This is a genomic window from Methylobacterium sp. HJ2 (assembly GCF_056431005.1).
The window spans coordinates 146,118-171,661 of record NZ_JBWJYM010000003.1; the positions used below are offsets into that span (position 1 = coordinate 146,118).

Here is a 25,544-nt window from a genome sequence, read left to right on the forward strand (position 1 = left end):
GCGCACAAACGGTCGAAATCCGACGCTTCGCACAACGTGCGATTTTCAGGCGGTGTCGCCCTCGCGCGTGGCGAGCACGCGGATCGACCGGCCCGGCAACGCGACGCTGCCCGCTTCCGGCACGGAGGTGGCATCGGGCCCGGGCAGGCCTGTGTCCCGGGCGCTGTCGAACAGGGGCCGCCACGGGCCGCCGATCACCGGGGCCAGCCGGAAGGCGCAGGGCTCCTCGGCGGCGTTGAACAGGATCAGCAGGCGGTCGCGGGCGGCGCCGTCATTGCCGAACTGCATACCGAAGGCCTGCCGCCCGTGGTCCGCCCAGGCCGGCCCGTCCATCTCGGTCCCGTCCGGCGAGAGCCAGTGGACGTCGCGCAGGCCCTCCTCCGGGTCAATGCGCTGCCCGTCGAAGAAGCGGCGGCGGCGCAGGGCCGGCTGCTCGCGGCGCAGGCGCAGGAGATTGGAGACGAAGGTCGAGAGCGTCGGGTCGGGGTCCGAGGTCCAGTCCATCCAGGTCGTGGCGTTGTCCTGGCAATAGGCGTTGTTGTTGCCGCCCTGGCTGCGCGAGCGCTCGTCGCCCATGAGCAGCATCGGCACGCCCTGCGCGAGCATCACCGTCGCCAGCAGGTTGCGCTTCTGCAGCGCCCGCACGCCCAGGATCTCCGGATCGTCGGTGTCGCCCTCGACGCCGTAATTGCGCGAGACGTTGTGGCCGTGGCCGTCGCGGTTGTCCTCGCCGTTGGCCGCGTTGTGCTTCTCCTCGTAGGCGACGACGTCGGCCAGCGTGTAGCCGTCGTGGCTCGCCGCGAAGTTGATGCTGGCGAGCGGCGAGCGGCCCGAGGGGCCGAACACCTCGCGCGAGCCCGACAGGCCCTGTGTCAGCCTGGGGAGCTGGCCCGGATCGCCGCGCCAGAAGCCGCGCGCCGCGTCGCGGAACTGGTCGTTCCACTCGCTCCAGCCGCGCGGATATCCGCCGAGCTGGTAGCCGCCCGTGCCGATGTCCCAGGGTTCGGCGATCATCTTCACGCCGGCCAGGACCGGATCCTGCGCCACCGCCTGGAAGAAGGCGGCCTGGGGCGTGAAGTCCAGCGGCGCCCGCCCGAGGCAGGTGGCGAGGTCGAAGCGGAAGCCCGCGATGCCGTAGGCGCTCACCCAGTGCCGCAGCGAGTCGAGCACGAGCTGCATCACCCGCGGATGGGCGACGTTGAAGGTGTTGCCGCAGCCGGTGCAGTCGATCTCGCGGCGGCGCTCGCCGGGATCTAGCTTGTAATAGCTCGCGTTGTCGATGCCCCGGAAGGACAGGGTCGGGCCGGTATGGTCCGCCTCGGCGGTGTGATTGTAGACGACGTCGAGGATGGTCTCGATCCCGGCCGCGTTGAGCTCGCGGATCGCGGCCTTCAGCCCGATCAGGCCGCCCTCGCCGAGATAGCGCGGATCGGGGGCGAAGTAGCCGAGCGGCGAGTAGCCCCAGTAATTGACGAGGCCCTTCTCGACGAGGAAGCGGTCGTCGGCGAACGCCTGGATCGGCAGCAATTCGAGGGCGGTGACCCCGAGCTTCCAGAGGTGCTCGACGATCGCCGGATGGGCGAGCGCCGCGTAGGTGCCGCGCTCCGCCTCGGGGATCGCCGGATGGGTCATGGTCAGGCCCTTGACGTGGGCCTCGTAGATCACCGTCTCGGCGAGCGGCCGGCGCACCGGCTTGAGGGCGAGGTTGGGCACCTCGGGCGCCGTCACCACCGCCTTCGGCATGTACGCCGCGCTGTCGCGCCGGTCGATCCGGTCCTCGCGCGCCAGGCTGCGGCGGTGCCCGTAGAGCGAGTCGTGCCACCGGATGCGGCCGGCGATCTCCCGGGCATAGGGGTCGAGGACGAGCTTCGAGGCGTTGAAGCGGTGGCCGTTCTCGGGCTCCCAGGGGCCGTGCACCCGGTAGCCGTAGAGCTGGCCGGGGAGCACGCCGCGCAGGTACCCGTGCCAGACGTCGTCGCTGCGGCAGGGCAGGCGGATGGTGCGCGTCTCGTGCCGCTCGCCGTGCTCGAACAGGCAGAGGTCGACCGCCGTCGCGTGCTCGGAGAACAGGGCGAAGTTCACCCCGCGCCCGTCGAAATGCGCGCCGAGCGGAGCTGGCACGCCGTCATCGACGCCGATCATGCGGGGAGTCCGTCCGGTCGGGCTGGCTGGCTTATTCGGCGGCCTCGGCGGCGGTCGGAGGCTCGCGCTCGACGGTGCGGAAATGCTCGAGTTCCGCCAGGAAGTTGCGCGCCCACCAATCCACATCCTCGCGGGTCATCCGCTCGGCCATCGGCTTCCAGCGCTCCAGGCGCTCGCTCCGCGACATGTAGAGCGCGGTGCGGATTGCCTCGGCGACCTCGAAGCGGTCGTACGGGTTGACGAGAAGCGCCTCGGGCAATTGCCGTGCCGCACCCGCGAACTTCGAGAGCACGAGGACGCCCGGATCCTCGTCACTCTGGGCGACGACGTATTCCTTGGCGACGAGGTTCATGCCGTCGCGCATCGGCGTGACGAGGCCGACCCGGGCCGCCCGGTACAGGCCGGCGAGGACGGGGCGCGGATAGGCCTTGGTGACGTACTGGATCGGCGTCCAGGCCGGGTCGCCGAGGGAGCCGTTGATCTCGCCCACCGTCTCGTTCACCTCGCGGGCGAGCTGCTCGTATTCGGGCACCTCGCTGCGCGACTTCGGGGTGATCTGGATGTAGGTGACGTTGCCGCGCTGGTCGGGGTTCGAGGCGAAGAAGCTCGACACGGCCTCCATGCGCTCGGGCACCCCCTTCGAGTAGTCGAGCCGGTCGACGCCGATGAGCAGCTTGCGGGTGCGCAGGCCCGCCATCGTCTCCCGCACCACCTTGTTGGAGCCGGCCCGCTCGGCCGCCTCGCGGAAGCCGTCGACGTCGATGCCGATGGGGAAGCTGCGGATGCGGGTGCGGCGCCCGTCCACCATGAGCGAGCCGCCGCCGAGGGGGATCGCCCGCAGGGTGTCGATCAGGTTGCGCGAGAGGTTCTGGACGTCGGGGTCGGTCTGGAGGCCGATCAGGTCGTAATCGGCGATGGCGCGCAGGAGGTCGCCGCTCGCCGGCAGCGAGTTGAACACGTCGGCGGCCGGCCAGGGGATGTGGTGGAAATAGCCGATCGGGTTGGCGAGCCCCAGGCCGCGCAGCTCGGAGGCCAGGGGCAGCAGGTGGTAATCGTGCACCCAGATGATGTCGTCGGGCTCGACGAGCTTGGCGAGCGCCCGGGCGAAGGTGCGGTTCACCCGGCTGTAGCCCGCGTAGTCCGAGCGCGAGAACGCGCCGAGGCCGAGGCGGTAATGCATGATCGGCCACAGGGCCCGGTTGGCGAAACCGGCGTAGTACTCGCGATGGTCTTGCGGGGAGAGGTCGACCACCGCGTACTGGACGCGGCCGCGATCGATCAGCGTCGGCTCCTCGGAGGGAGAGTCGCTGATCGTTCCGCTCCACCCGAACCAGAGGCCCTCGTAGGATGAGAACGCCTCCTTGACCGCTACGGCGAGACCGCCGGCGGCGACCGCCTTGCTGCCTTCCTCGGGAACCGCCACGCGGTTCGATACGATGACTAGGCGTGCCACGCAGCCGGCTCCGGATCCTCTGGCCTGCGGGCGCCGATACGCACGCCCGCCGTACTCTTTCAGCTAGAACGCGCGGAAGCGAAGCGCGATCCGTCGGGCTCGAACCAAGCGCGAACGCGGCCGCGGGGTCAAGATCCTGCGTTAATCCAGTCCCGACGAATCATCGTGCCTGTCCCGCACGCATCACCGCTCCGCCCGGACCGGAACCGCGCGGGGCCGCGACGGTTACTCAGCCGAGTCGGGCGACGGCGCCGTCGCAGCGCGTTGCACCCCGAGCCCTGAAACGTCCGCGAGTTAAGGAGTTGTCCGAAATGGCTGCCAGCGAGTTCCCAGACCCGACCACGGGGGATACGGCAGCCAAAGCCCCCCCCGCCGGCATCCGCCAGGAGGCCGATTGGCGTGGCCTCAAGGGCGATGTCGAGGGCCTCGCAGACGTCGCCGCCCAACAGGGCCGCGGCCTGATCGACTCCGTGCGCGTGCAGGCTCAGGACTATGTCGAGCAGCGTAAGAACGATGCGGCCCAGCAGGTCCACGATCTTGCACGGACGCTGCGGACGTCGACCAAGGATTTCGACGACAAGCCCAACATCAAGGCCTTCTTCGACAGCGCCGCAGATGGGCTCGAGCAGCTCGGCAGTTCGATCGAGACCCGCAGCTTCGCGGATTTCTACAGCGAGGCCGAGTCCTTCGCTCGGCGCGCCCCGGTAGCGGTCGCGGTCGGCACCTTCGTGGCGGGCCTGCTCGCCGCACGCTTCATCAAATCGTCGAGCCTGCCCCCCGAGGGCGACGCCCGCGACAGCTTCCGGGGTTGAGCCATGTCTGGCTCGGCCTCCCCTCCCCCTAACCCGTCGAGCATCCAGAACCTGCTCGGTGACGCGTTGCGCGAGACCAATGAACTCGCCCGCAAAGAGATCGCGCTGTTCCGCGCCGAGATGGCCTCGAACGTGCGCTCACTGGCTATCGGGCTGGCCTGCATGGCGGCGTCGGCTGTCTTCGCCGTCGTCGCCCTAATCGTACTGATCGGCGCTTTCGTGAAATGGCTCGCCACCATCGTCGGGTCCGAGTGGCTCTCGGCACTGATCGTCGGTGGTGTACTCCTCGTCATTGCGGTCGGGCTCGCCCTCTGGGCCCGGAGCGCGCTATCGCTCTCGACGCTGGCGCCCACCCGCACCACCCGCCAAGTCCGCCAGGACGCCCGTGCATTGTCGGAGCGCGTATCCGGATGAGTGGCATGAACGATTTGGAGCGCGACATCGAGGAAAGCCGCGCTCGCCTCGACCAGACGATCGATCAGATCCAGGGCAAACTCTCGGTCTCGAGCCTCGTCGACGAGATGCTTGGGAATGCCCGCCGGACTCCGCTCAGCGGCGCCTATGACGGTGCTCTTGACGCGGTGCGGCGCAACCCGGTCCCGGTCCTGCTGATAGCGGCCGGTGTCGGCTGGCTGATGCACCGCATGTCCCAGGAGGCCAATCGGCGCCGGACCCAGGTCCAGGCGGAGCGCGTTCCGGTGCTCAACACTGGCGCCGCCCGCAGCTACGACCCGGACCTTCCGACCGTCAAGGCGCTGCGGGATCCGGTCGAAGAGATGCATGTCTGACGAAATAGCTGTCTGATGCCCCCAACGGCTCGCTGGTTCGCCGCGGCCAAGGTGCCCAGTTCGAAGGAGTAGCCCATGAGTGACGTGAACGGACAGAAGGACGGGCGGACTCTCCCCCAGGACATCGCAGCCGGAGCCGGCATGCCGACCGGTTCCGCCGAGAGGACGCTGCATGATACCGTCCGACCCGGCTCCGGCGCCGCGCCCCTCGACCCGCACACACAGAGCGCGGATCACAGCCTGCGTCCCGACCCGGCAGGACTGCGCGACCCGATCCCGGGGGCAGCCCTCGACCCGCACGGACGCACGGCAGATTTCTCGAACACCAACCCGGGTTCCGGGAGCGTCGGTTCGAGTAGCGACGGGTTACGCGACAAGGTTCACGACGTGGCCGACCATGCGCGTGAGCAGGCGGGTGCCATCCAGGACCGGATCGAGCAGGCGAGCGATGAGGCCGGCAGCCGGATCCGCGCGGCGTATGGCGATGCGCGAAACTGGGTTTCGGACGTCCATGATGGCCACCGTCGCCGGATCGACGACCTGACTGATCGCAGCCGCGAGGGCCTCGATCGCGGGCGAACCGCCGTCGAGAGCTTCGTCACCGAGAACCCGCTTCTCGTCGGCGTGGTCGGCGTCGCGGCTGGGCTCCTGCTCGGCGCTCTCCTGCCGCGCACCCGGCAAGAGGATCGCAATCTCGGTCCTCTAGCCGACGAGGTCCGCGATCAGGGACTGCACTACGCGCGTGAATTTACGAGCCGCGGGCGAGATTTCGTTCAGACGGCGCTCGATCCCGACAACATCAACGCTGCAGCCCGCAAAGCTGCGGGCACCGATGAGCCCGACCATCGGCCAGCCGACCCAGCGCGACACACCCTCTGATCGGCAGATCGCGGGCGGTTGAGGGTCGGAAGGGGCGGTGCCGCGAAGCACCGCCCCTTCCTCGTTTCTGTGCTTCCGCAACGCAGAACCGACCCGTCGACGATCCGAGGCACGATCTCACGGCGAGCGGCGCGGGATGCGTCGAATTCGGTCGGACCGCGTTGTCGCTTCATGCCTCGTACGATCCTCCGCGAAACACCCCGCCTCGGCTTCTGCTGCAAGTTCATCCCGGATACTCCGCCCGGGACGCACGCGACGCTGAAGGCGGCCAAGGATGCGGCGCTGGTGATGAATTTGACCAGCGTGACCATGGCGTATCTCACACGCTTGGCCCCCGCGGCGCGTCAGGAAAAGCTCGCTGGGATCGTGTTGCACAATCTGGCGGCCCTGGAGCGCCAGATCGCCTGGGTCGGTGCCCGTCCGCCGCTGGAGCGCCTGCTCCGCATGGCGAGTAACGTGCTGCCCGGCTACACCCATCCGATCGCGACACCGCTCTACGCGGAGCCGGTTCTCGCCCGGGCTATCGAGGACGGGTTGGCCCGGATCGGCGCGCAGGCGCGCGATCTCGGCGTGCGCCTCAGCTTCCATCCTGGCCCGTTCTGCCTGCTCGCGAGCCGCAATCCGGCAGCGATCGACAACGGCATCGGCGAACTCGACTACCACGCCCAGATCTTCGAGTTGATGGGCTATGGGGGCAGCTGGCACCCGCACGGCGCCCATATCAATATTCATATCGGGGCCCGCGACCCCGGCATCGCGGGCTTTCGCGAGACGCTGCCACGGGTGAGCCGGGTCGGTCGCGATCTTCTCACCATAGAGAACGACGAGTTCGGCTTCAGCGTGGACGACCTGCTGCCGCTCGCCGACACCGTGCCCATCGTGCTCGACCTCCACCATCACTGGGTGGAAAGCGGCGGAAATTACATGGAGCCCGACGATCCGCGCATCGCGCGGATCCGGGACTCCTGGCGCGGCGTGCGCCCGATCGCGCATATCAGCGTCAGCCGCGAGGCGATCGTGGCCGACCACGATCCCGACGCGCTGCCGGACTTCCAGCGCCTTCGCGAGGCGGGCCACTCGGTGCGCGATCTAGCGGCTCATTCGGACATGATGTGGAACCGCGCGGTCAACGATCTGGTGGCGCGCCACCTCGGCTGGGCCGATTTCGAGATCGAGGCCAAGTCGAAGAACCTCGCCTCCGTCGGCATAGCCGACCAGATCCGGGCCGGCGGCACGAGCCTGATTGCAGCCGCGTGAGCGTGGCTTCCCGACTCGACGCTGCGGATTCGAACCGCTAGTCAGCGGATCATGAAGACCGGCGATTGCGACATCCTGATCATCCCGGGCCTCGCGGGCTCCGGCGAGGGTCACTGGCAGGCTCGCTGGGCGAGCCGTATGCCGACCGCCCGCCTCGTCGAGCAGGACGATTGGCACGCACCGGAGCCCGCCGCGTGGCGCGCCCGAATCGTGGAGGCGGTCGCGGCGGCGACCCGCCCGGTGATCCTGATCGCTCACAGCCTGGGCGTCGTGGCGAGCGTCGAGGCCGTGCCGGATCTGCCGCCCGGGATCGTCCGCGGCGCGGTGTTCGTGGCCCTGCCCGACGTCGAGACCGCGCCGAACCTCCCTGACAGCGTGCGCGCCTTCGCGCCGCTGCCGCGCGAGCCCCTGCCCTTCCCGTCCCTCGTGGTGGCGAGCCGCACCGACCCGCACTGCGCCTACGAGCGAGCCGAGGATTTCGCCTATGCTTGGGGAGCCGCGCTGGTCGACGCCGGAGATTCCGGCCACATCAACATCGCGAGCGGCCACGGTCCCTGGCCCGAGGGGCTGATGCGGCTCGCGGGCTTCATGAAGGGCCTGTGAGACGCCGGCGCCCGGTTTAACGGTTCGTTTACCGAGGGCGCCGCTGGATGTTCTCCGAAAGCCGGGCGCGACAGGCCCGCGGGAGACGGATGTGACGCGCAGAGAGCTTCTGGAACGACTCGAGGCGGTTCAGGCGGCGCTCGGCCCCCGCGCACCCATCAACTTCAACAGCTCGATCTTCGGCGACGCGGCCCTCCTCAAGCGCATCGAGGGCATGGAGGCGCAACTGACCGTGCCCGAGAAGCCGAAAGTCGCCGACTACACCGGCAACATGTTCTCGCGCATCGCCAATCGCCGCGCCGCGGCCGGCGCGAAGTAGGAATTCCTACGTCGCCTCCGGTTCGGCCGCCCGCAGGAGCTCGCCCGCGACGTCGGCGAGCTTCGGCGGTGCCTCCCGCGTGAACGGCAGCGGCCGGCAGACGGCGAGCGCGGCGAGACCGAACCGGGCGGTCATCAGGCCGTTCAGGACCCCCTCGCCGAGCTTGGCCGAGATCCGGGCCGCCACGCCGAGGCCGAGCACCTGCTGGAGCATGCTCTCGCCCACCGCCATGCCGCCGGTGACCGTGAGGTGGGCGAGCGCGGCGCGGGCGAGGCGCAGGAAGCCGAGGAAGCCCGGGCGGCCGCCGTAGATCGCAGCGATCCGGCGCAGCAGCCGCACGGCGGCGAAGACCACGAAAGCCACGTCCACGATCGCCCGCGGGCTCAGCGCCGTCACGGCCGAGACCTGCTTGGCCGCCGTCGCGATGGCGTTGCGCGCCTGCCGGTCGAGAGGGGCCAGCAGCTCGTGCTCGGCGATGCCGATGCGGTCGTCCACATCGAGGATGGAATCGCCGAGCGTCGCGAGGCGCTGGCGGCCGGCCGCGAGGCCGGCGCGATCGGCGTAGAAGGCGTCGAGATCCCGCACGACGCCCTGCGCCGCCGTGTGGTCGCGGGTGGCGATGGCCGCGATCGCGGCTTGCCGCAGGTGCTCGATCTTACGCTCGCGCCAGAGACCGGCGAGTTCGCGCGCAACGATCGCGGCGAGCGCCACGGCCGCGAGGCCGAGGAGCGCCAGCGCGATCCAGCCGAGCCAGGGCGCCGTCGCGAACAGGTCCGCGATGAGCCGCTCGACGGAGAGGCCGACCGCGATCGAGACGAGGCCGCCCAAGGCGGAGGCGAACAGCGCGCCCCAGGGCGAGCGACGTTTGGCCGCCACCGGCACGGGCGTACCGTCGGCCGCCTCGACGATCTCGAAGGGCTCCTCGACGATCCGCACGCCCTCGGAGAGTGGCGGCTGGGGCGCCGGGCCGGGCTGCGGCGGCGACCCTTGCTGCGGGGCCTGCGGCTCGGCTGGCGAGAGGCGGAAGGCGCGCGGGCGCTGCGGCGCGGCGATGGGCTCGGGGGACATGGGTCAGCTCACTCCGATCAGGCCAGACGGTCGCCGACCAGGAACTGCATCGCCCGGTCGAGGCGGATCTGCGGCAGGTGCCCGGGGCGCCCGAGCGCGTCCGGCCTGACCAGCGGCGGGCGGAAGCGGGGGAAGCGCAGGGAGCCCGGCTCGACCGCGCCCTCGAGCACGGCCTCGGGCCGGGCCGGCAACTCGCCCGGGAACACCGCGGCCTCGCTCTGCCCATCGAATCGCTCGTCGCCCACGACCTCGCCGGCCTCCGGCGTGCCGGCGACCGCCCGCAGGGTCTCGGGCCCGTCGTGGACCGTGGTCTCGCGCGTCGCCCGCACGGAGGCGAGCGCCACGGTGCCGACGCGGGCGCCCGCGGCCTCGGTGCGCCGCATGGCGCGCGAGACGAGGAGGCGCAGCAGCGCGTCGAGCCGGTCGTGGCTGGTCTGATGCAGATGGTCGGCCTTGGTGGCGGCGAACAGGATGCGATCGGTCCGCGGCGCGAACAGGCGCGAGATCAGGGTGTTGCGGCCGATGTTGAGGCTGAGAAGGACGGCATCGAGGGCCTCCTCCAGCTCGGCGAGAGCGGTCGGCCCGGCATCGACGGCGGCGAGCACGTCGACCAGCACGATCTGTCGGTCGACCCGCTGGAAATGGTCGCGGAAGAACGGCAGCACGACCTTGGCCTTGTAGGCTTCGAAGCGCCGCTCCATCAGGCCCGCGAGGCTGTCGGGCGCGAGCGCCTCCGGAAGGTCGTCGAGGGGTGCGAAGGTGAGGGCCGGTGAGCCGGCGAGGTCGCCCGGCATCAGGAAGCGGCCGGGCGGCGTGGTGGCGACCGCCTCCGGTCCCGCCCGCAGCGCGGCGAGATAGGCCTTGAAGGCGTTGCTGGCGCGCTCGGCCACCACCTCGTCGAGGGGCGCGGCGGGGTTCAGCGTCCGGAGCACGTCGAGCCAGGGGGCCGCGATGGCGGTGCGGCCCGGGCGGCGGGTGCCGTTGATGGTCGCCCGCGACCAAGCGGTGTAGCTCTGCTCGATCAGCGCAAGGTCGAGCAGCCACTCGCCCGGATAATCCACCACGTCGAGCATCAGCGTGCCGGGCCCCGAGCGCCAGCTGCTCGCGCGCTCGTATTCGATCTCCAGCCGGAACTGGCTGATCCGGTCGGTGGAGCGGGGCCAGTGCCGCGCCTCGGTCAGCGCGGCGAAATGGTCCTCGAAAGGAAAGCGCGGCACGTCGTCGTCGGGCTGGGGCACCAGCTTGGCGCGGCGCAGGCGCCCCTCCTGCGCGGGCGCGAAGGCCGGGAGGGCGTGCGTCTCGGTGAGGTGGTGGATCAGCGCGGTGGTGAACACGGTCTTGCCCGAGCGCGCGAGCCCGGTCACCCCGAGCCGCAAGGTCGGCTGGATCAGGAGGTCGCTCGACGCCTCCGCGAGGGCCCGCATGGCGGATCCGGCGCGCGCCGCAAGGTCGGTGAGTGGCAAGGGATCAGGCTCGTCTGGAACGGGGCCGCGCTGAGGTGGCGCGGTCGGAGGCTGCCCGCAAGGGTACGGGACGCGGACGCGCGATCAGGGGGATGCCTCCGCGGTGGCAGCGGGCGCGGCAGGGGCGAGGCGCGCGACGGCTCCGGCGACGAGATCCGTGCCGGCACGCATCGTGCCGAGCTCGACGCCGGACATCGCGAGCATCACGGCGGCGAGGTTCGGCCCGGGCCGCCCCTCCGTGTCGAACAGGTGGAGGTCGTCGTCGGGCTTCACACCGACGCTGGCGGAGATGCGGGCCGCGTAATTGGCGATGCGCTGGGTATCGCCCGCGCAGATCGGGGCCGGCGCGCGGAGGTCGGCCAGCGCGAAGCCCGGCGCGAGCAGCGGCAGAGTTGCCGATTCGGCCACGAGGCGTTCGGGCGAGGGCGTACGCCGGTCGAGGAGTGCGGCGGGGTCGTCGGCACCACGCGGGCCGGCTGCGGGTGTCCCGGCCCGAACGGGGGCCGCCACGATGCGGGTTGTGCTCGGCCGAGCGACCTCCGGGCGCCGTCCGCCCGGCCGCAGTCCCGGATGGCCGGCCATGCGGGCGAGCGGTGACCAGGGCTGGACCCGGAGCGCCGGGGCGCCCGGCCGGCGCGCCGCGAGCGCCCGGCGCGGGACGCCGCCCCGCAGGTGCCGGGCGAGGAAGCGCGCGCGCAGCGTCCGCCCCAGCCCATGCGTCGTCAGGCCGGCCGCTGGAACTGCGGGGCCGGCCGCGGCCGTCGCACGCGCAGCCGGGGGGGCGATGCCGCACTCGGCCGGAGCCCACCGGCGCACGATCGCGAGCGCCGACCGCCGTCCGTAGACGCGGTAGTAGCGGCGCAGGAGATTGGCGGCCGCGTCCGCTCCGTCGGCGGCCGTGCGGAAGCCGGTATGGCCCTCGGCATCAGCGCCGATCTCGCCGGGCCAGCCGGCGCGCTTGATGCACCAGTAGTTGTTGAGCTTGACGCAGCGGGCGACGAAGGCCGGATCGGTGGCCGAAAGCCGCGCCACCAGGGCGAGCGAGGCCGGCCGCAGGGCCTCGCCGGCCTCGCCGCGCCAGTTCGTGACCGCCCGGGCCGCCGCATCGAAGCGCGGCGCCTCGGCGCGCGCCTCCGGGAGGACGACGCTCGGCATCGCGGCCTCGATCCGCGGCATCAGCGTCGTCAGGAGCAGGAGGGCGGTGAGGAGCAAGGGGCGTCGTCGCGTCGCGTCGGGTTCGGGGAACGGCCGAGCCTGCCTTCGGGTTCAGGGCCTCCGCACCCGGAAAGCCCGCCTCGGCAGGCGAGGGCCGTCCCCCGCGCGCCTCAACCGGAGAGCCGCCGCAGCGCGATCTCGTGCAGACGCGGGTCGCCGGCGGCGACGATGCGCCCCCCCTGCGTCGCGGGGCTGCCGTCCCAGGCGGTGACCACGCCCCCTGCCCCCTCGATGATCGGGATCAGGGCGACGATGTCGTAGGGTTTGAGCCCGGCCTCGATCACGAGGTCGATCTGGCCGGCGGCCAGCATGCAATAGGCGTAGCAATCGGTGCCGTAGCGCGCCATCCGGACGGAATCCTGCACGGCTTGGAAGCGCTCTATCTCCTCCCCTCCGGCGAAGAGGCGGGGATCGGTGGTGGCGAGGATCGCCGAGGTGAGATCGGGGCAGCTGCGCGTGCGCAGGACGCGCTCGCCTGCGGCGTGGCGCAGCTTCGCGCTGTGCCCGTCCCCGGAGAAGCGCTCGCCCAGGAAGGGCTGGTGCATCAGTCCGCGCACGGCGGTGCCGTTGTGCGTGAGGCCGATCAGCGTGCCCCAGGTCGGCAGGCCGGTGATGAAGGCCCGGGTCCCGTCGATCGGATCGAGCACCCAGACGCATTCGGCATCGAGGCGCTCGGAGCCGAACTCTTCCCCGAGGATGCCATGGGCCGGGAAGGCATCGCGGATCATGCGCCGCATCACCACCTCGGCCGCCCGGTCGGCCTCCGTGACCGGATCGAAGGCCGCGCCGCCGCGCGCCTTGTCGTCGAGCCCGAACTGAGCCCGGAAGAACGGGAGGATCGCCCGGCCCGAGGCCTCGGCGAGGTCGCCCATGAACCGTCCGAGTTCGACGACGCTCATCGGCTGTGCCTCCGGGTTCCGCGCCGCCTGACGAAGCCCGCTCGCGGCGTCGTCCGTCAAGCCCCGACCGCGTCCGGCGCCCTGCTATCCGCAGGCGGTTCCGCCGGGGCCGCCGAGGCCGCGATCACGGCCTCGACGGCCCCGCGGAGCGTCGCGACATGAGTGTCGGCCGGGATGGCGGTCGGGGCCATCGCCACTTCGTCGACCTGCCAGAGGCCGACGAGCAGCGGCATCTCGGGCACCCGCTGCTTCAGGCGCCGGGCGAGGCGGCGCAGGTGCATCGGCTCGCCCGCGATCGCCAGCGACACGATGCAGGCGATCTGCGCCGGCCCGGGGTCGAACGTGTCGATCCGCGCCCGGGCGAGATCCGAGAAGGGGATCACGCGGGTACCGAGGCCGCGCTTGGCGAGGAGCTGGGCCAGGATGGTGGCCGCCGCCTCGTCGAGGAAGCCGCGCCCCGCGATGCAGAGCACGGCGCCCGGTCGGGTCCACGCCGCGGACAGGGATTCAGGCTGGGCGGCGAAGGGTGCCCCGCCCTCGCGGTCGCAGGCGCCCTGCCCGTTCGAGGGCTCCTCCGGCACGGCGTCCTCGTGCTCGGACAGGTCGTCGATGAGTTCGGTCACGCTGGCGCGGATCGCCGAGCGCTGCTCGACCGTGAGCACCCCCCGCGCGGCATCGCGGGCGGCAAGCTCCAGGCCCTTCAGCACCACGCCGTCGTAATAGGCCGAGAGCGAGCAGGAATTCAGGATCAGTTCGGCATGCTCCTGCACCTCCTCCGGATCGTCGGCGAGGATGCGTTGGTAGAAGTTCTCGACCGGGGTCAGGGCCGGACTGTTGCCGAAGAGCACATCGAGGAATTCGAGGCGGTCGACATGGCGGCCGAGCACCACGAGGCAGACGGTGAGCGGCGTCGAGAGCAGCAGCCCGATCGGGCCCCAGAGCCAGGTCCAGAACAGGGCCGAGATCAGGACGGCGATCGGCGACAGGCCGGTCGAGTGCCCGTAGAGCATCGGCTCGAAGACCTGCCCGGCCAGCGGCTCCAGGAGCAGGAACAGCAGGCCGGTGGCGATCAGCATGTTCCAGCCGGGGTCGACGGCCGCGGCGAGCGCCATCGGCAGCAGCGCCGACAGGAAGGCGCCGATATAGGGGACGAAGCGCATCAGCGCGGCGAAGATGCCCCACAGGACCGGGTTCGGCACGCCGATCAGGTAGAGGCCGACGCCGATGATCAGGCCGAAGCCGGTGTTGAGGGCGAGCTGCGCGACGAAGTAGCGGCTCAGGCGCCGGGCGGCGTCGTCCATGGCCACGGTGGTGCGGTGCAGGTCGCTGGAGCCGGCGAGCCGGATCAGACGGTCGCGCAGGTCCTCGCGCTGCAGCAGGACGAACATCAGGACGACGAAGACGATTCCGGCGGTGGCCAACGGCTGCAGGGCCGGCGAGAGCAGGGTCTCGGCCATCTCCAGAGGGCCGGGCGCGGGCTGGCGGGTCTCCACGATGACGGGCTTCGGCTCCGGATCGGCCTGCGCGCCTGCCGGGGCCGCGGATTTGGGCTCGCCGCCCTCGTCCTTCCCGGTCGAATCCTTGCCCGCCGAGTGGATGGCCCGACCGATATTGGCGACGTACGCGGTCAGGCGCCCGGCCGGGCTCTCGCGCAGGCCGTCGATCTTGCGCTCGATCGTGCTGCGATAGCGCGGCACGTCACCGGCGAGATCGGCGAGCTGCACCCCGATCAGCGTCGCCAGCGCCGCCACGATGCCCAGTGTCAGCAGGACCGTCAGTCCGACCGCGACGAGGCGCGGCAGACGGATCCGCCGCAGGAAATGGACGAGCGGCCCCAGCACGAAGGACAGAAGCAGCGCGATCGCGATCGGGATCAGGATCTCGCGGCCGAAATACAGGCCCGCGATGAGCACCGCCGCGACCACCACCGGCGAGGCCACGGCCGCGCGCGGCGTTTCGGCAGCGGCGATGCGGGTCGGCCGCGGCGGGATCAGCGGCCCCTCGGGTGTGGTCGTCGCCATGTCGTGCCCGCCCTGAACGCCACGCGCTGGCGCGCCTCGGGATGGTGCGCCGCACGGGGAACTTCGCAGCGCCCGAAACGATCCCGCGGTTGCAGAGGCGATCTCACGCAATCGTGAGGGCAGCCGGAGCGCCGGAATCTCCGGATGCGGCGCGGCATGAGGCGGCCCGCCGCCTTGGCGGCAGGCTTTGGCGGCAGACCTCGGCGGCAGGCCCGCGGATCTAGGCGCGGGCGCCGGCGCGCGCCACGTCGCCCACGTCCTTCAGCTCCGAGAGCGACCAGCACATGGCCAGGATGCGCCGCGTCTGGGCGTCCGGCAGGATGCCCTCGGCGAGGTCGGTGAACTTCCGCTCCAGATCCGAGTCGCTCATCGGCTTCTCGACGCTGCCGATGGCGTGCTCGATCCGCCGGTGGAAGCTCCGGCCGTCGTTCAGCGTCACCGTCATGTCGACCTGCTCGGCCGCGATGCCGGGCGTGACCACCGGCATCACCTTCTGGCGCAGGGCCACCACGGCCGGGTCGCGCACGGCCCGCTCGCTGAACTGCTTCTCGCCGCCCGCCCCCTCGATCAGAGCCACGGCGACCGCATGGTAGATGCTGAACTTGCCCTCGAGCCCCGCCTTCGGCGCGGTCTTGCCGGTGAGCTCCAGCACGAGCGGATGGACCTTGAGGTCGACGCGGGCGATCTGGGCCGGGTCGACATGGTCCTGATCGCGGATCTGGATCGCCGCGTCGATCGCCGGATGCATGACGATGCCGCAGGCGAAGGGCTTGTAGGTGTTGAGCAGGCTCTCGTAGCGGGTGCCGAGGCCCTCGGTGATCTCGCGGTAATCCTGCTTGGTCGAGACCGTGTTCGCCCAGCCGCGCTTGGCCTCGATCATCCCGTCCGAGCTCGTATAGCCCTTGGCGGCCAGGATCGCCGCGAACAGGCCGTTGGCTGCCGCGCGGCCCGGATTGAAGCTCTTGTTCATCGAGCCGAAGGATTCGCGCAGGCCCACGGGCTGCGAGGCCGCGAGGCCGAGCGCCCAGACCATCTGCTGCTCGCTCAGGCCCATCAGGCGCCCGGCCGCGGCGGCCGCCCCGAACACCCCCGCGGTCCCGGTGATGTGCCAGCCGACGTCGTAGTGGTTCGGATAGACGGCGTTGCCGATCCGGCACTCGGTCTCGATGCCGAGGACGAGGGCGTTCAGGAAGTCCTCCCCCGAGACCGGCTTCATCTCCGCATAGGCCAGGATCGCCGAGGCGACCGGGCCGGCCGGGTGGATCACCGTCTTCAGGTGGGTGTCGTCGAAGTCGAAGATGTGGCTCGACACGCCGTTGAGGAAGGCGCCGTTCATGATGTCGAAGCGCTCGGGGCGCCCGAACAGGCTGGCCTGGGGCGGCCCCGAGAAGGGCTGCAAAGCCGACACCGCCACGTCCAGCGTCTCGTGGTGGGAGCCGCCGATGGCGACGCCGACCCAGTTCAGGAAGGTGCGCGTCGCCTCCTTGCGGACCGGCTCCGGCAGATCCGCGTAACGGGCCGTGGTGATGTAGCGCGCGAGCGTGCGGGTGACGTCCTTGGGCGCGGCGGGAGCCGCGTCGGCCGCCCGGACGGGGGCCGATGCGCCGGTCGCCAGGGGTGTCGCGAGGGCAAGTCCGGCGGCGCCGAGCAGCGCGCGGCGATGGATGTCGGTCATGGCGTTCCTCCGGGATGGCGGCGCGTCTCCCGCGCGCCTCGTCCTGGTATACCTAATCCCGCCGACGCCCGAGTGGGGAGCGGGCCGGAGTTTCATCCGGCGCGCGCTGACATGCGGGGCGGTTCAGACCACCACGTCCAGCGCCGCCTGCGCCTCGACGCCGAAGACGCGCTTGTAGCGCTCGATCTCCGCGGCCGGACCCTGGGCCTTGCTCGGGTTGTCGGAGATCTTGACGGTCGGACGCCCGTTCGCTTCCGAGACCTTGCAGACGATGGAGACCGGGTCGAGCCGCCCGTCCGGCACGAGGCCGCGGAAATCGTTGGTGAGCAGGGTACCCCAGCCGTAGCCGATCCGCATGCGCCCGTGGAAATGGGCGTGGATCGTCTCGATCGTGTCGATGTCGAGCCCGTCGGAGAAGATCGCAAGCTTCTCGCGCGGATCGCAGCCGCGGGATTGCCAGAAGGCGATCACCTCCTCACCGCCCGCGATCGGCTCCTTCGAGTCGATGCGGATGCCGGTCCAGGCGCTCATCCAGTCCGGCGCGTGGCGCAGGAAGCCCGCGGTGCCGTAGGTGTCGGGCAGGACGACGAGCAGGTTGCCCTCGTAATCCTGCTGCCAGTCGCGCAGCACGTCGTAGGGCGCCAGGGCGAGCGCCGCGTCGTCCTCCGCGAGCGCGGCGTAGACCATCGGCAGTTCGTGGGCGTTGGTGCCCACGGCCTCCACCTCGCGCCGCAGGGCGATCAGGCAGTTCGAGGTGCCGGTGAAATGGTCGCCGAGCCCTTCCTGCATCGCCTGGACGCACCAGTCCTGCCAGAGGTAGCCGTGCCGCCGCCGGGTGCCGAAATCCGCGATCGACAGGTCCGGCAGGCGGCGCAGGCGCTCGATCTTCTCCCAGACCCGCGTCATCGCCCTGGCGTAGAGCACCTGCAGGTCGAAGCGTCCGAGGCCGCGCAGCACCGCGCGCGAGCGCAACTCGTTGAGGATCGCGAGGGCCGGCACCTCCCACATCGTGGTCTCGACCCACGGCCCGTGGAAGCTGAGGAGGTATTGCCCGTCGCGCTGCTCAAGCTCGTACGCGGGCAGGCGGAAGGTCTCGAGCCAAGTGATGAACTCGGGCGAGAGGATGCGACGGTTTCCGTAGAAGGCGTTGCCCCGCAGCCAGGTCGCCTCGCCGCGACCGAGGCGGAGGGAGCGGGCGTAGTCGAGCTGCTCGCGCAGCGCCCCGATCTCGACCTCCTCGGCGATGCGGATCCGCGTCGTCCGGTTGTGGATGCCGAAGGTGACGTCGACGTCGCGATGCCGGCGCAGGATCATCTGCGCCATCAGGAGCTTGTAGAAATCGGTGTCGAGCAGCGACCGGACGATCGGGTCGATCCGGAAGTTGTGATTGTAGACCCGCGTCGCGAGATCGAGCATCGGTCGGGATCGGACTCCGCCCGCGGGCCCTGCAGTCCCGGCCCGCAGGCGCCAGGGCGCATGCGGAGCGGGTTCGAGTCAATCCGCGGCGGCGCAGGCCGGCGCCGCGCCGGTCTCAGGCGAGGTCGACCTTCTTGGTCTCGGTCTTCGGGCTCTCGCCGGTGAGCGTGGCCTTCACGTAGCCGTAGAGGTGGACCATCGTGCTGTTGGGGCTGTCCCAGTACTCGCCCTTCTCGGGGTGGACGCGGATCAGGGCGACTTCCGGGTCGTCCTTGCCGTTGGGGAACCAGGTCTTCAGGCTCTCCTGCCACTTCTCGTCGATCCGGGCCTTGTCGCGCACGATCTCGGCCTTGCCGGCGATCGAGACGTAGGTCTGGCTCGAGGGATCCGAGTAGGCGAGGTTGATCTGGTTGTCCCGGCTGATCTCGCTCGTCTTGGGCGAGTGCAGCTTGGTGAAGAACCACAGGTCGCCGTTCTCGTCCGCGTCGTTGTTCCACATCGGCCGGCTGTTGAGCGTGCCGTCGGAATCGACCGTGGTCATCATCGCGATCTTCACGTCCTTGACCAGCTCGAACAGCTTCTTCGCGCCCTCGTGGTCGCGGTGATTGCCCTGGTGCATCGGCTTCTCGTCTCCAACTCGTGCCGGGCGGGTGATGCGCCGCCCGAAGGAGGCGCCGCCCGAAGAACGTGTCGACAACGGGCAACCCTCCGGTTGGTTCAGGGGGCACCTGCTCGCGCCGCGGACGGCTTTTTGACCTGCTGACCTTTTGGATGCGCGGCGTTACATGGACGCGAGGCACCCGAGGGTGCAGGCGCGGGACCATCCGCGCACGAGGAGTTCCAGTCTTGGCCATCACCCGCGACGACGTGCTGCGCGCACTCACCTCCGTGACGGTGGACGCCGCCGGCACCACGCTCTCCGGCTCCGGCCGCCTCTCGCAGGTGGTCGTGGACGCCAACAGCCGGGTGATGTTCTCGATCCTGATCGACCCGAGCGAGGCCGAGCGCTTCGAGGCGGTGCGCCGCAACGCCGAGGGACGGGTGCTGGCGATCCCGGGCGTCTCCGGCGTGTTCGCGAGCCTCACCTCCGAGCGTGGGCCCGGGATGCCGGCTCAGAGCGACGCCGCGCCCCGCCCGGTGCCGCAGCAGCCCCAGCCGCCGCGCCCGGGCGCGCCGCCGCAGGGCCCGAAGCTTCCGGGCGTGCGCCACATCATCGCCGTCGCCTCCGGCAAGGGCGGCGTCGGCAAGTCCACCACCGCCTGCAACCTCGCCCTCGCGCTCATGGCGCAGGGCCTGAAGGTCGGCCTGCTCGACGCCGACATCTACGGACCCTCGGTGCCGAAGCTGTTCGGGCTCTCCGGCAAGCCGACCGTCGTCGACAACAAGGCGATGGAGCCGATGGTCGGCTACGGCCTCAAGGTGATGTCGATCGGCTTCCTGATCGAGCCCGAGACCGCGATGATCTGGCGCGGTCCGATGGTGCAGTCGGCCATCACCCAGATGCTGCGAGACGTGCTCTGGGGCGAACTCGACGTGCTCGTGGTCGACATGCCGCCCGGCACCGGCGACGCGCAGCTCACCATGGCGCAGGCGACGCCGCTCTCGGGAGCGGTGATCGTCTCGACCCCGCAGGATCTCGCCCTGATCGATGCCCGCCGCGGCGTGACGATGTTCAAGAAGGTCGCGGTGCCGATCCTCGGCGTGATCGAGAACATGGCGACCTTCGTCTGCCCGAATTGCGGCCACGAATCCCACATCTTCGGGCATGGCGGCGCCCGCAACGAGGCGCAGCGCCTCGGGGTGCCGTTCCTCGGCGAGGTCCCCCTCAACATGACGATCCGCGAGACCTCGGATGCCGGCCGGCCCGTCGTCGCGACCGATCCCGAGGGTCCGCAGGCCCAGGTCTACCGCGCCATCGCGGCCAAGCTCTGGGCGAACCTCCAGGGCGCGCCGGCCGGCCGCACCGCGCCCAAGATCGTGTTCGAGTGAGAGGTCTCGCGTGAGCGGCCCGCCGGTCCTCGGCCTGATCCTCGCCGGCGGGCTGGCGCGGCGGATGGGCGGCGGCGACAAGGCGCTGCTGCGCCTCGGCGGGCGGACCCTGCTGGATCGGGTGAGCGAGCGCCTCGCGCCGCAATGCGGCGGCGGGCTGGCCCTCAGCGCCAACGGCGACCCCGCCCGGTTCGGCAGCTTTCCGGGCCCGATCCTGGCCGATCCCCTGCCCGGCCATCCCGGACCGCTCGCCGGAGTGCTGGCCGGGCTCGACCATGCCGCGGATGCCGGCATCGCGGCCGTGGTCAGCGTGCCGGGCGACGCGCCCTTCCTGCCTGAGGATCTGGTCGCGCGCCTCGAAGCGGCGCGCGCATCCACCGGGGCGCCGGTCGCCGTCGCGACCTCCGGCGACCGGCGCCACCCCGTCGTCGCCCTCTGGCCGGTCGGCCTTCGCGACGAGCTGCGGGCGGCCCTCGCCCGGGACGAGCGCCGGGTGGGGGTCTTCCTCGCCCGGTGCGGCGCGGTCGACGTCGCTTGGGCGTGTCGGCCGGTCGATCCTTTTCTGAACCTCAATACACCCGAGGATCTGGCGCGGGCGGAGGCCGGTCTGGCCGCGCCGGCGGAGTCCGGGCGAGACGCGGATAGAGCAGGCTGACCGCGAGGCCGCCGAGCACGAGAAGCGCGGCCTCGATCTTCCAGGCCGGCAGCGGCTCGCCGAGCCAGAGCGCGGAGGCGCCGAGCCCGAACACCGGTACCAGCAGCGCCGTCGGCGTCACCAGGGCCGCCGGATGCCGGGCGAGCAGCCGGCCCCAGATTGCGAACCCGAACAGGGTATTGCCCACGGCCTGCCACAGCACGGCGCCCCAGGTCGCCGCGTCGGCCTCGACCAGGCCGGCCCGGATCGCCGGCCAGCCCTCGAAGGCGAGGGAGAGGGCGAGGAGCGGCGGGGCCGAGAACAGGCTCGCCCAGACCACGTAGGCCAGCATGTTGGTCGCGCCGCTGCGCTTGGCCGCGATGTTGGCCCCGGCCCAGCCCATCGCGGCGAGGACCACCAGCGCGAGCCCGCGCGGGGTCGTGGCGGCATCGATATGGGAGGCGATCACCCCGAGGCCGGCGCCCGCGAGCGCCAAGGCCGCCCATTGGTAGCCCCGCACGCGCTCGCCCGCGATACGGGCCGCGAGGGCGATGGTGAAGACGATCTGGAACTGGATGACGAGGGAGGCGAGGCCGGGCGCGATGTCGCCGCGCAGGGCCAGGAAGAGCAGGCCGAACTGGCCCGGCCCGATCAGGAGCCCGTAGGCCGCGAGGTTGCGCCAACCGACATGCGGGCGCGGCAGGAAGAGGATCGCCGGAAACGCCGCCAGCACGAAGCGGAGGGCGGCGAAGAGCAGCGGGGGCAGGTGGGCGAGGCCGACCCGGATCACCACGAAGTTCGTGCCCCACACCGCGACGACGGCCAGGGCGAGGCAGAGGTCGCGCAGGGGCAGCATGGCGGCACCGCTGGTGAAGGTCCGCACGGTGCCGCGGACGGGCGGCGGGCGCCCGTGCCGCGCACGGACGCCCGCTCTCGATCGGATGCGGCGCGCGGGTGCGCCGCCTCAGGCGGCGGCGACGCTGGCCTTCACGATCTTGTCCGGCGAGCGCGGCGGCTCGCCCTTGTTGATGGTGTCGACCACGTCCATGCCTTCGACCACCTTGCCCCAGACGGTGTACTGGCGGTCGAGGAAGCGGGCGTCGTCGAAGCAGATGAAGAACTGCGAGTTGGCCGAGTGCGGGAAGTTCGTGCGGGCCATCGAGCAGGTGCCGCGCACGTGCGGCTCGGCGTTGAACTCGGCGTTGAGGTCCGGGAGGTCGGAGCCGCCCGAGCCGGTGCCGGTCGGATCGCCGGTCTGGGCCATGAAGCCGTCGATGACGCGGTGGAACGGCACGCCGTCGTAGAAGCCCTGGGCGGCGAGCGTCTTCAGGCGCTCGACGTGGTTGGGGGCGAGGTCGGGGCGCAGCGCGATCACGACGCGACCCTTGGTGGTCTCCAGGACGAGGGTTTCGGTGTCAGCCATGTCGGGTCACTCCGTGTGGGGTTGGAAAAGGTCGCGCGTGTGGCGGCCGGCTCTGAGAGCGGCCTAACCCGAGGCGCGGTGCCGGGGCAAATCTGCGGCCTCAGCTCGGGCCGGGCCGATGGACGAGCCGCAGCCCGATGGGACGGCCCGCGACGGCCCGACCCAGGGCGGGGGTGATCCGCGCCGGGGTGCAGGCCCTGAGGGCCGCCAGCGTCGCCCGCGCGAGGCCGGGTCGCGCGCGGGCGGCGACGCCCGTGATGAAGACGATGCGCGGCACGGCGATGACGCTGCCGTCCCGCCGCAGCGAGAACCGCGCGGTGATCTCGACATCGGCCTGCGGGTCGAGCCCGTCCGGCGTCCGCCAGCAGGCGGCCAGCACCGGGTAGAGCTCGGCCAGCGTGTCGGCGGGCGTCGTCGGGGCGGCGCGCAGCGGCACCGCGACGGTGCCCCTCAGGGTCTGGGGCAGGCTGAGCGGGAAGCCCGCCCCGCCGTCGTAGAAGGCCGGCGCGCTGCCCGGCGCGAGGGCGAGCGCCAGGACGAGCGCCAGGGCGATCAGGCCGGGGCGCCGCACCGCGTCGCCTCAGTTGGCCTTCTCGGCGAGCTGCATCTTCACGATCTTGTCGGGGTTCTGCACCGATCCGCCCGGCGCGCCGGGGGCGGCCTTCTTGATCTTGTCCACCACCTCCATGCCGCTCGTGACGAGGCCGACCACGGTGTACTGGCCGTTCAGGAACGAGGCGTCGCCGAGGCAGATGAAGAACTGCGAGTTCGCCGAGTTCGGATCGGAGGAGCGCGCCATCCCGACCGTGCCGCGGCGGAACTGGGCCGATGAGAACTCCGCCGGGATGTTCGGCAGCTTGGAGCCGCCGGTGCCGTTGCCGTTCGGATCGCCGGTCTGGGCCATGAAGCCGTCCATCACGCGGTGGAACTTCAGGCCGTTGTAGAAGCCCTGGCCGACCAGCGTCTTGATCTGCTTGACGTGCTGGGGCGCCAAGTCCGGGCGCAGCTCGATAGTGACGCGGCCGTCCTTCGTATCGAGGTAGACGGTGTTCGAATCCGCCGCGCGGGCGGCGCCGGAGAGCCCGAGGGAGGCGGCGAGCGCGAGCGCGCAGAGGGTGCGGCGGTTCATGGATCGGTTCTCCGTTCAGTCGTGTCGGAATCAGGCCTGCGCCGCGAAGCGCGTCGCCAGCCGCTCGGCCACCCGCGCGGGGACGAAGGGCGAGACGTCGCCGCCCATCGCGGCGATCTGGCGGACCAGCGTCGCGGTGATCGGCCGGACGTGGATCGAGGCCGGCAGGAACACGGTCTGCACCTCCGGCGCCATCGCGCCGTTCATGCCGGCGAGCTGCATCTCGTAGTCGAGGTCGGTGCCGTCGCGCAGGCCGCGGATGAACAGGGAGGCGCCGGAGCGCCGCGCCGCCGAGACCGCGAGGTCGGCGAAGGTGACGATCTCGAGCGCCGTGCCCTCGGCCTCGGCGAGGGGCCCGCAGGTCTCGCCGAGCAGCGCGGCGCGCTCGTCGGCGGAGAACAGCGGCGTCTTGCCCGGATGCACGCCGATGGCGATCACGAGGCGCGACACCAGCCGGCAGGCTTGGCGCACGACGTCGAGATGGCCGTTCGTCACCGGATCGAAGGAGCCGGCATAGAGCGCGGTGCGGTTCATCGGGTCCGACCTAGAGCATTTCGGCCTGGAACGGAACCGCCGGGCCGGGACCCCGGAGCCCGGACATGCGGCGGCGCTCCCGCGCGGGGTCCCGCCGGGAGCATGGCTGAAATCCGCCGATCGGGGTGACGCGGGACGCCGCGAAGCCCTGACGCAACGTTGCTGCAAAGCCGGCTCACCGGCGTTCCGCGGCAGAGGCTCGGGCGTGGTCCCCGAAGCGCCTGCCGTCTTGGCGTCGCGGTGTCTCCAGCGCTGCCCGACTCCACACCGCCGCACTTCGGGTCGCCTGTGCCCCCGATTAGCTGACGGACGCCTATCCCGGCGCAAAGCCCGCCTCCTAGTGGGCGGGCCAGTGTCCCTGAGGCACCACCCAGATCCGGGTTCGGCTCCCCGCGCATTTCCTCGCGGGTCGCGCGCCCGGCCCGAGACGGGCCTGCGTCGGCAGCGCCGCCCGGGGCCCCGACGACCGAAGCCGGGGACGCGGGCACCGCCCCGCCGCCCGGACCGGCCCCGGTCGGTCTCCGGGGCCGGCCCCCGAGGCGGTCCGGCTCGCGCCGGCCCGCCGGGCAGCAGGTGCGAGACATTGAGCACAAAACAGGAACATTGTCAAGGATGGACGTGGAAACCGAGCGAACGGCAGGATCAGGCCCGGCCGCCATGCGACGGGAGACGCGCGCCATCGCGGACGCGGCGGACGCGCGGCGACCGTCGGATCTGGGCCCTGTGCACAGGGCAGCCCTTGCCGGGGCGGGTCAGGGGAACGATGCGAAAAGGCTAAAATCCTGCCGGTTCTGTTCCGATGGACAGCACCTCCTATGTGCGAACCTGCGACCGTCCAGGAGAAGCAGATGCGCGATTTCAGAAGAGCCGTTTTGCTCGCGGGGTGTCTCACCGTCGCGGCGTCAACGAACAGCTATGCGCAGACAGATCAAGGGAGGAGTGCGACCGCTCCGGAGACGCCGCCCCCGGCTCGGCCTTATTCGCTTCGGATAGAGAGCAGCCTGAACATCAACCTCCCGCTCGTGGCCGGAACGACGTCCGACGAGCAGATCAAACAGCTCGCAGCCTCTCGCGGCTCTCTCTACCAAGTGGCGGCCCAAGAGTGCGACACGATCAAGCAAGCATTTCGGGGTGACTGCAAGATTCTGAACGTTCGCGTCATGAGCAACATTCAGACGCGGGGTCCATCGGGGGGCGAGATGATCAACGTGAACGCCTCGGCGTCCTACGATGTCACCATCCGGCCGAACTGAGCCGCGCCTCGGGCCGAAACCGAACGCCGGCTGCCCCTCGCCCCGGTCGGCCCGCGATCCATCCCGGTCCCCCGGCATCGGCCGCCGCCCTCAGGCCATCCCGGCGATGAGAGCTGCGGCTCCCGTCACCGCGTCGGCTGGGTTCGTGCGGTGAGCTTGTTTCCGTCCGGATCGCGCAGGTAGGCGACGAAGGCACCGTTCGGGCGCTCTGCCGGCGGGCTCTCGATCGCGGTGCCGCCCTGTGCGGTGCCGGCCGCGTGCCATGCGAGGACATGGTCGCGGCTCGCGGCGGCGATGCCGATGGTCCCGCCATTGGCCGCCGTCGCCGGTTTGCCGTCGATCGGTGTCGTGATCATCAGCCGACCGCCCGCGTGGGCGTAGATCAGCCTGCCTCGGGCATCCATCTCGCCGGGCGTGCCGCCCAAGGCGACGAAGGTGGCGTCGTAGAAACCTCGAGCCCGCTCCAGATCGTTGCTGCCGATCATGACGTGGGTGAACATGCGTCCTCTCCGCCTTCGCCGCGAACCGCCCGACGATACCCGGTCGAGGGGCTCGGTGCCGACGCACCGGCC

The 25,544-nt window shown here is 71.2% G+C and carries 26 protein-coding genes; 10 read left to right on the top strand and 16 right to left on the bottom strand.

Annotated features, from left to right (window positions below; all coding sequences use genetic code 11):
* Window positions 1-45 precede the first annotated feature (45 nt).
* Entirely contained in the window at window positions 46-2,142 is a 2,097-nt protein-coding gene (glgX, locus tag ACS5RC_RS09245; protein WP_478343562.1) for a glycogen debranching protein GlgX, read from the bottom strand.
* A gap of 31 nt (window positions 2,143-2,173) precedes the next feature.
* A complete protein-coding gene (locus ACS5RC_RS09250) occupies window positions 2,174-3,595 on the bottom strand; it encodes an alpha,alpha-trehalose-phosphate synthase (UDP-forming) (protein WP_478343563.1) in 1,422 nt (473 codons plus the stop codon).
* 311 nt (window positions 3,596-3,906) lie between these two features.
* Between ACS5RC_RS09250 and ACS5RC_RS09255 the strand changes: the two genes are divergently transcribed.
* From ACS5RC_RS09255 to ACS5RC_RS09285, 7 genes are all read left to right on the top strand, one after another.
* The gene (locus tag ACS5RC_RS09255; RefSeq protein ID WP_478343564.1) at window positions 3,907-4,407 is read left to right on the top strand and encodes a hypothetical protein; all 501 of its coding nucleotides are present in this window, start codon (window positions 3,907-3,909) and stop codon (window positions 4,405-4,407) included.
* Between the two features lie 3 nt (window positions 4,408-4,410).
* Window positions 4,411-4,821 carry a phage holin family protein gene (locus ACS5RC_RS09260; RefSeq protein ID WP_478343565.1) on the top strand — a complete coding sequence of 137 codons (411 nt, stop codon included), beginning with the start codon at window positions 4,411-4,413 and terminating at the stop codon, window positions 4,819-4,821.
* A gap of 5 nt (window positions 4,822-4,826) precedes the next feature.
* On the top strand, window positions 4,827-5,195 hold the full coding sequence (locus tag ACS5RC_RS09265; protein WP_478343566.1) for a DUF3618 domain-containing protein: 369 nt from the start codon (window positions 4,827-4,829) through the stop codon (window positions 5,193-5,195).
* A gap of 141 nt (window positions 5,196-5,336) precedes the next feature.
* Window positions 5,337-6,074: a hypothetical protein gene (locus tag ACS5RC_RS09270; protein ID WP_478343567.1), complete on the top strand. Its 738-nt coding sequence runs from the start codon at window positions 5,337-5,339 to the stop codon at window positions 6,072-6,074.
* Window positions 6,075-6,245: 171 nt separating this feature from the next.
* Complete coding sequence (locus ACS5RC_RS09275; RefSeq protein ID WP_478343568.1) at window positions 6,246-7,331, top strand: apurinic/apyrimidinic endonuclease family protein; 1,086 nt, start codon at window positions 6,246-6,248, stop codon at window positions 7,329-7,331.
* A 51-nt stretch (window positions 7,332-7,382) separates the two neighbouring features.
* A complete protein-coding gene (locus tag ACS5RC_RS09280; protein WP_478343569.1) occupies window positions 7,383-7,934 on the top strand; it encodes an RBBP9/YdeN family alpha/beta hydrolase in 552 nt (183 codons plus the stop codon).
* A gap of 91 nt (window positions 7,935-8,025) precedes the next feature.
* Window positions 8,026-8,253, top strand: coding sequence for a hypothetical protein (locus tag ACS5RC_RS09285; RefSeq protein WP_478343570.1), 228 nt, complete (start codon window positions 8,026-8,028; stop codon window positions 8,251-8,253).
* Between the two features lie 6 nt (window positions 8,254-8,259).
* Here the strand turns inward: ACS5RC_RS09285 and ACS5RC_RS09290 are convergent, their stop codons facing one another.
* The 8 genes from ACS5RC_RS09290 to ACS5RC_RS09325 form a co-directional block, all read right to left on the bottom strand.
* A complete protein-coding gene (locus tag ACS5RC_RS09290; RefSeq protein ID WP_478343921.1) occupies window positions 8,260-9,306 on the bottom strand; it encodes a YcjF family protein in 1,047 nt (348 codons plus the stop codon).
* 32 nt (window positions 9,307-9,338) lie between these two features.
* Window positions 9,339-10,745 carry a YcjX family GTP-binding protein gene (locus ACS5RC_RS09295; RefSeq protein ID WP_478343571.1) on the bottom strand — a complete coding sequence of 469 codons (1,407 nt, stop codon included), beginning with the start codon at window positions 10,743-10,745 and terminating at the stop codon, window positions 9,339-9,341.
* Between the two features lie 123 nt (window positions 10,746-10,868).
* Window positions 10,869-11,996 carry a hypothetical protein gene (locus tag ACS5RC_RS09300; protein ID WP_478343572.1) on the bottom strand — a complete coding sequence of 376 codons (1,128 nt, stop codon included), beginning with the start codon at window positions 11,994-11,996 and terminating at the stop codon, window positions 10,869-10,871.
* Window positions 11,997-12,109: 113 nt separating this feature from the next.
* The gene (gene hisN, locus ACS5RC_RS09305) at window positions 12,110-12,898 is read right to left on the bottom strand and encodes a histidinol-phosphatase (RefSeq protein ID WP_478343573.1); all 789 of its coding nucleotides are present in this window, start codon (window positions 12,896-12,898) and stop codon (window positions 12,110-12,112) included.
* Between the two features lie 56 nt (window positions 12,899-12,954).
* On the bottom strand, window positions 12,955-14,919 hold the full coding sequence (locus ACS5RC_RS09310) for an AI-2E family transporter (protein ID WP_478343574.1): 1,965 nt from the start codon (window positions 14,917-14,919) through the stop codon (window positions 12,955-12,957).
* A 220-nt stretch (window positions 14,920-15,139) separates the two neighbouring features.
* Complete coding sequence (locus ACS5RC_RS09315; protein ID WP_478343575.1) at window positions 15,140-16,594, bottom strand: MmgE/PrpD family protein; 1,455 nt, start codon at window positions 16,592-16,594, stop codon at window positions 15,140-15,142.
* Between the two features lie 123 nt (window positions 16,595-16,717).
* A complete protein-coding gene (locus tag ACS5RC_RS09320; protein ID WP_478343576.1) occupies window positions 16,718-18,010 on the bottom strand; it encodes a nicotinate phosphoribosyltransferase in 1,293 nt (430 codons plus the stop codon).
* A 115-nt stretch (window positions 18,011-18,125) separates the two neighbouring features.
* A complete protein-coding gene (locus tag ACS5RC_RS09325) occupies window positions 18,126-18,629 on the bottom strand; it encodes a pyridoxamine 5'-phosphate oxidase family protein (RefSeq protein WP_478343577.1) in 504 nt (167 codons plus the stop codon).
* 227 nt (window positions 18,630-18,856) lie between these two features.
* Here ACS5RC_RS09325 and apbC point away from each other — a divergent pair, with 227 nt between their 5' ends.
* Both apbC and mobA read left to right on the top strand, forming a co-directional pair.
* Entirely contained in the window at window positions 18,857-19,999 is a 1,143-nt protein-coding gene (gene apbC, locus ACS5RC_RS09330) for an iron-sulfur cluster carrier protein ApbC (protein ID WP_478343578.1), read from the top strand.
* Window positions 20,000-20,009: 10 nt separating this feature from the next.
* Window positions 20,010-20,654: a molybdenum cofactor guanylyltransferase MobA gene (gene mobA / locus ACS5RC_RS09335; RefSeq protein WP_478343579.1), complete on the top strand. Its 645-nt coding sequence runs from the start codon at window positions 20,010-20,012 to the stop codon at window positions 20,652-20,654.
* On the opposite strand, the gene ACS5RC_RS09340 is transcribed toward mobA, so the two are convergent.
* From ACS5RC_RS09340 to coaD, 5 genes are all read right to left on the bottom strand, one after another.
* The gene (locus ACS5RC_RS09340; RefSeq protein WP_478343580.1) at window positions 20,569-21,516 is read right to left on the bottom strand and encodes an EamA family transporter; all 948 of its coding nucleotides are present in this window, start codon (window positions 21,514-21,516) and stop codon (window positions 20,569-20,571) included. The genes mobA and ACS5RC_RS09340 overlap by 86 nt on opposite strands.
* Window positions 21,517-21,597: 81 nt before the next feature.
* Entirely contained in the window at window positions 21,598-22,056 is a 459-nt protein-coding gene (locus tag ACS5RC_RS09345) for a peptidylprolyl isomerase (RefSeq protein ID WP_478343581.1), read from the bottom strand.
* A 100-nt stretch (window positions 22,057-22,156) separates the two neighbouring features.
* Window positions 22,157-22,627 carry a hypothetical protein gene (locus ACS5RC_RS09350; RefSeq protein ID WP_478343582.1) on the bottom strand — a complete coding sequence of 157 codons (471 nt, stop codon included), beginning with the start codon at window positions 22,625-22,627 and terminating at the stop codon, window positions 22,157-22,159.
* A 9-nt stretch (window positions 22,628-22,636) separates the two neighbouring features.
* Window positions 22,637-23,185: a peptidylprolyl isomerase gene (locus tag ACS5RC_RS09355; RefSeq protein ID WP_478343583.1), complete on the bottom strand. Its 549-nt coding sequence runs from the start codon at window positions 23,183-23,185 to the stop codon at window positions 22,637-22,639.
* Window positions 23,186-23,215: 30 nt separating this feature from the next.
* Complete coding sequence (gene coaD / locus ACS5RC_RS09360) at window positions 23,216-23,719, bottom strand: pantetheine-phosphate adenylyltransferase (protein ID WP_478343584.1); 504 nt, start codon at window positions 23,717-23,719, stop codon at window positions 23,216-23,218.
* A gap of 848 nt (window positions 23,720-24,567) precedes the next feature.
* Between coaD and ACS5RC_RS09365 the strand changes: the two genes are divergently transcribed.
* On the top strand, window positions 24,568-24,972 hold the full coding sequence (locus tag ACS5RC_RS09365) for a hypothetical protein (RefSeq protein WP_478343585.1): 405 nt from the start codon (window positions 24,568-24,570) through the stop codon (window positions 24,970-24,972).
* Between the two features lie 125 nt (window positions 24,973-25,097).
* Here the strand turns inward: ACS5RC_RS09365 and ACS5RC_RS09370 are convergent, their stop codons facing one another.
* Window positions 25,098-25,472, bottom strand: a complete 375-nt coding sequence (locus ACS5RC_RS09370) for a VOC family protein (RefSeq protein WP_478343586.1) — start codon at window positions 25,470-25,472, stop codon at window positions 25,098-25,100.
* Window positions 25,473-25,544: the final 72 nt, after the last annotated feature.

Bases quoted from the DNA above. Each gene is read 5' to 3' on its own strand.
- ACS5RC_RS09320 (WP_478343576.1), bottom strand. From the start codon at position 18,010: ATGCTCGATCTCGCGACGCGGGTCTACAATCACAACTTCCGGATCGAC.
- ACS5RC_RS09275 (WP_478343568.1), top strand. From the start codon at position 6,246: ATGCCTCGTACGATCCTCCGCGAAACACCCCGCCTCGGCTTCTGCTGC.
- ACS5RC_RS09270 (WP_478343567.1), top strand. From the start codon at position 5,337: ATGCCGACCGGTTCCGCCGAGAGGACGCTGCATGATACCGTCCGACCC.
- ACS5RC_RS09255 (WP_478343564.1), top strand. From the start codon at position 3,907: ATGGCTGCCAGCGAGTTCCCAGACCCGACCACGGGGGATACGGCAGCC.
- ACS5RC_RS09325 (WP_478343577.1), bottom strand. From the start codon at position 18,629: ATGCACCAGGGCAATCACCGCGACCACGAGGGCGCGAAGAAGCTGTTC.
- ACS5RC_RS09310 (WP_478343574.1), bottom strand. From the start codon at position 14,919: ATGGCGACGACCACACCCGAGGGGCCGCTGATCCCGCCGCGGCCGACC.
- ACS5RC_RS09265 (WP_478343566.1), top strand. From the start codon at position 4,827: ATGAACGATTTGGAGCGCGACATCGAGGAAAGCCGCGCTCGCCTCGAC.
- ACS5RC_RS09365 (WP_478343585.1), top strand. From the start codon at position 24,568: ATGCGCGATTTCAGAAGAGCCGTTTTGCTCGCGGGGTGTCTCACCGTC.
- ACS5RC_RS09355 (WP_478343583.1), bottom strand. From the start codon at position 23,185: ATGAACCGCCGCACCCTCTGCGCGCTCGCGCTCGCCGCCTCCCTCGGG.
- ACS5RC_RS09345 (WP_478343581.1), bottom strand. From the start codon at position 22,056: ATGGCTGACACCGAAACCCTCGTCCTGGAGACCACCAAGGGTCGCGTC.
- glgX (WP_478343562.1), bottom strand. From the start codon at position 2,142: ATGATCGGCGTCGATGACGGCGTGCCAGCTCCGCTCGGCGCGCATTTC.
- hisN (WP_478343573.1), bottom strand. From the start codon at position 12,898: ATGAGCGTCGTCGAACTCGGACGGTTCATGGGCGACCTCGCCGAGGCC.
- ACS5RC_RS09315 (WP_478343575.1), bottom strand. From the start codon at position 16,594: ATGACCGACATCCATCGCCGCGCGCTGCTCGGCGCCGCCGGACTTGCC.
- ACS5RC_RS09280 (WP_478343569.1), top strand. From the start codon at position 7,383: ATGAAGACCGGCGATTGCGACATCCTGATCATCCCGGGCCTCGCGGGC.
- coaD (WP_478343584.1), bottom strand. From the start codon at position 23,719: ATGAACCGCACCGCGCTCTATGCCGGCTCCTTCGATCCGGTGACGAAC.
- ACS5RC_RS09295 (WP_478343571.1), bottom strand. From the start codon at position 10,745: ATGCGGGCCCTCGCGGAGGCGTCGAGCGACCTCCTGATCCAGCCGACC.
- ACS5RC_RS09370 (WP_478343586.1), bottom strand. From the start codon at position 25,472: ATGTTCACCCACGTCATGATCGGCAGCAACGATCTGGAGCGGGCTCGA.
- ACS5RC_RS09260 (WP_478343565.1), top strand. From the start codon at position 4,411: ATGTCTGGCTCGGCCTCCCCTCCCCCTAACCCGTCGAGCATCCAGAAC.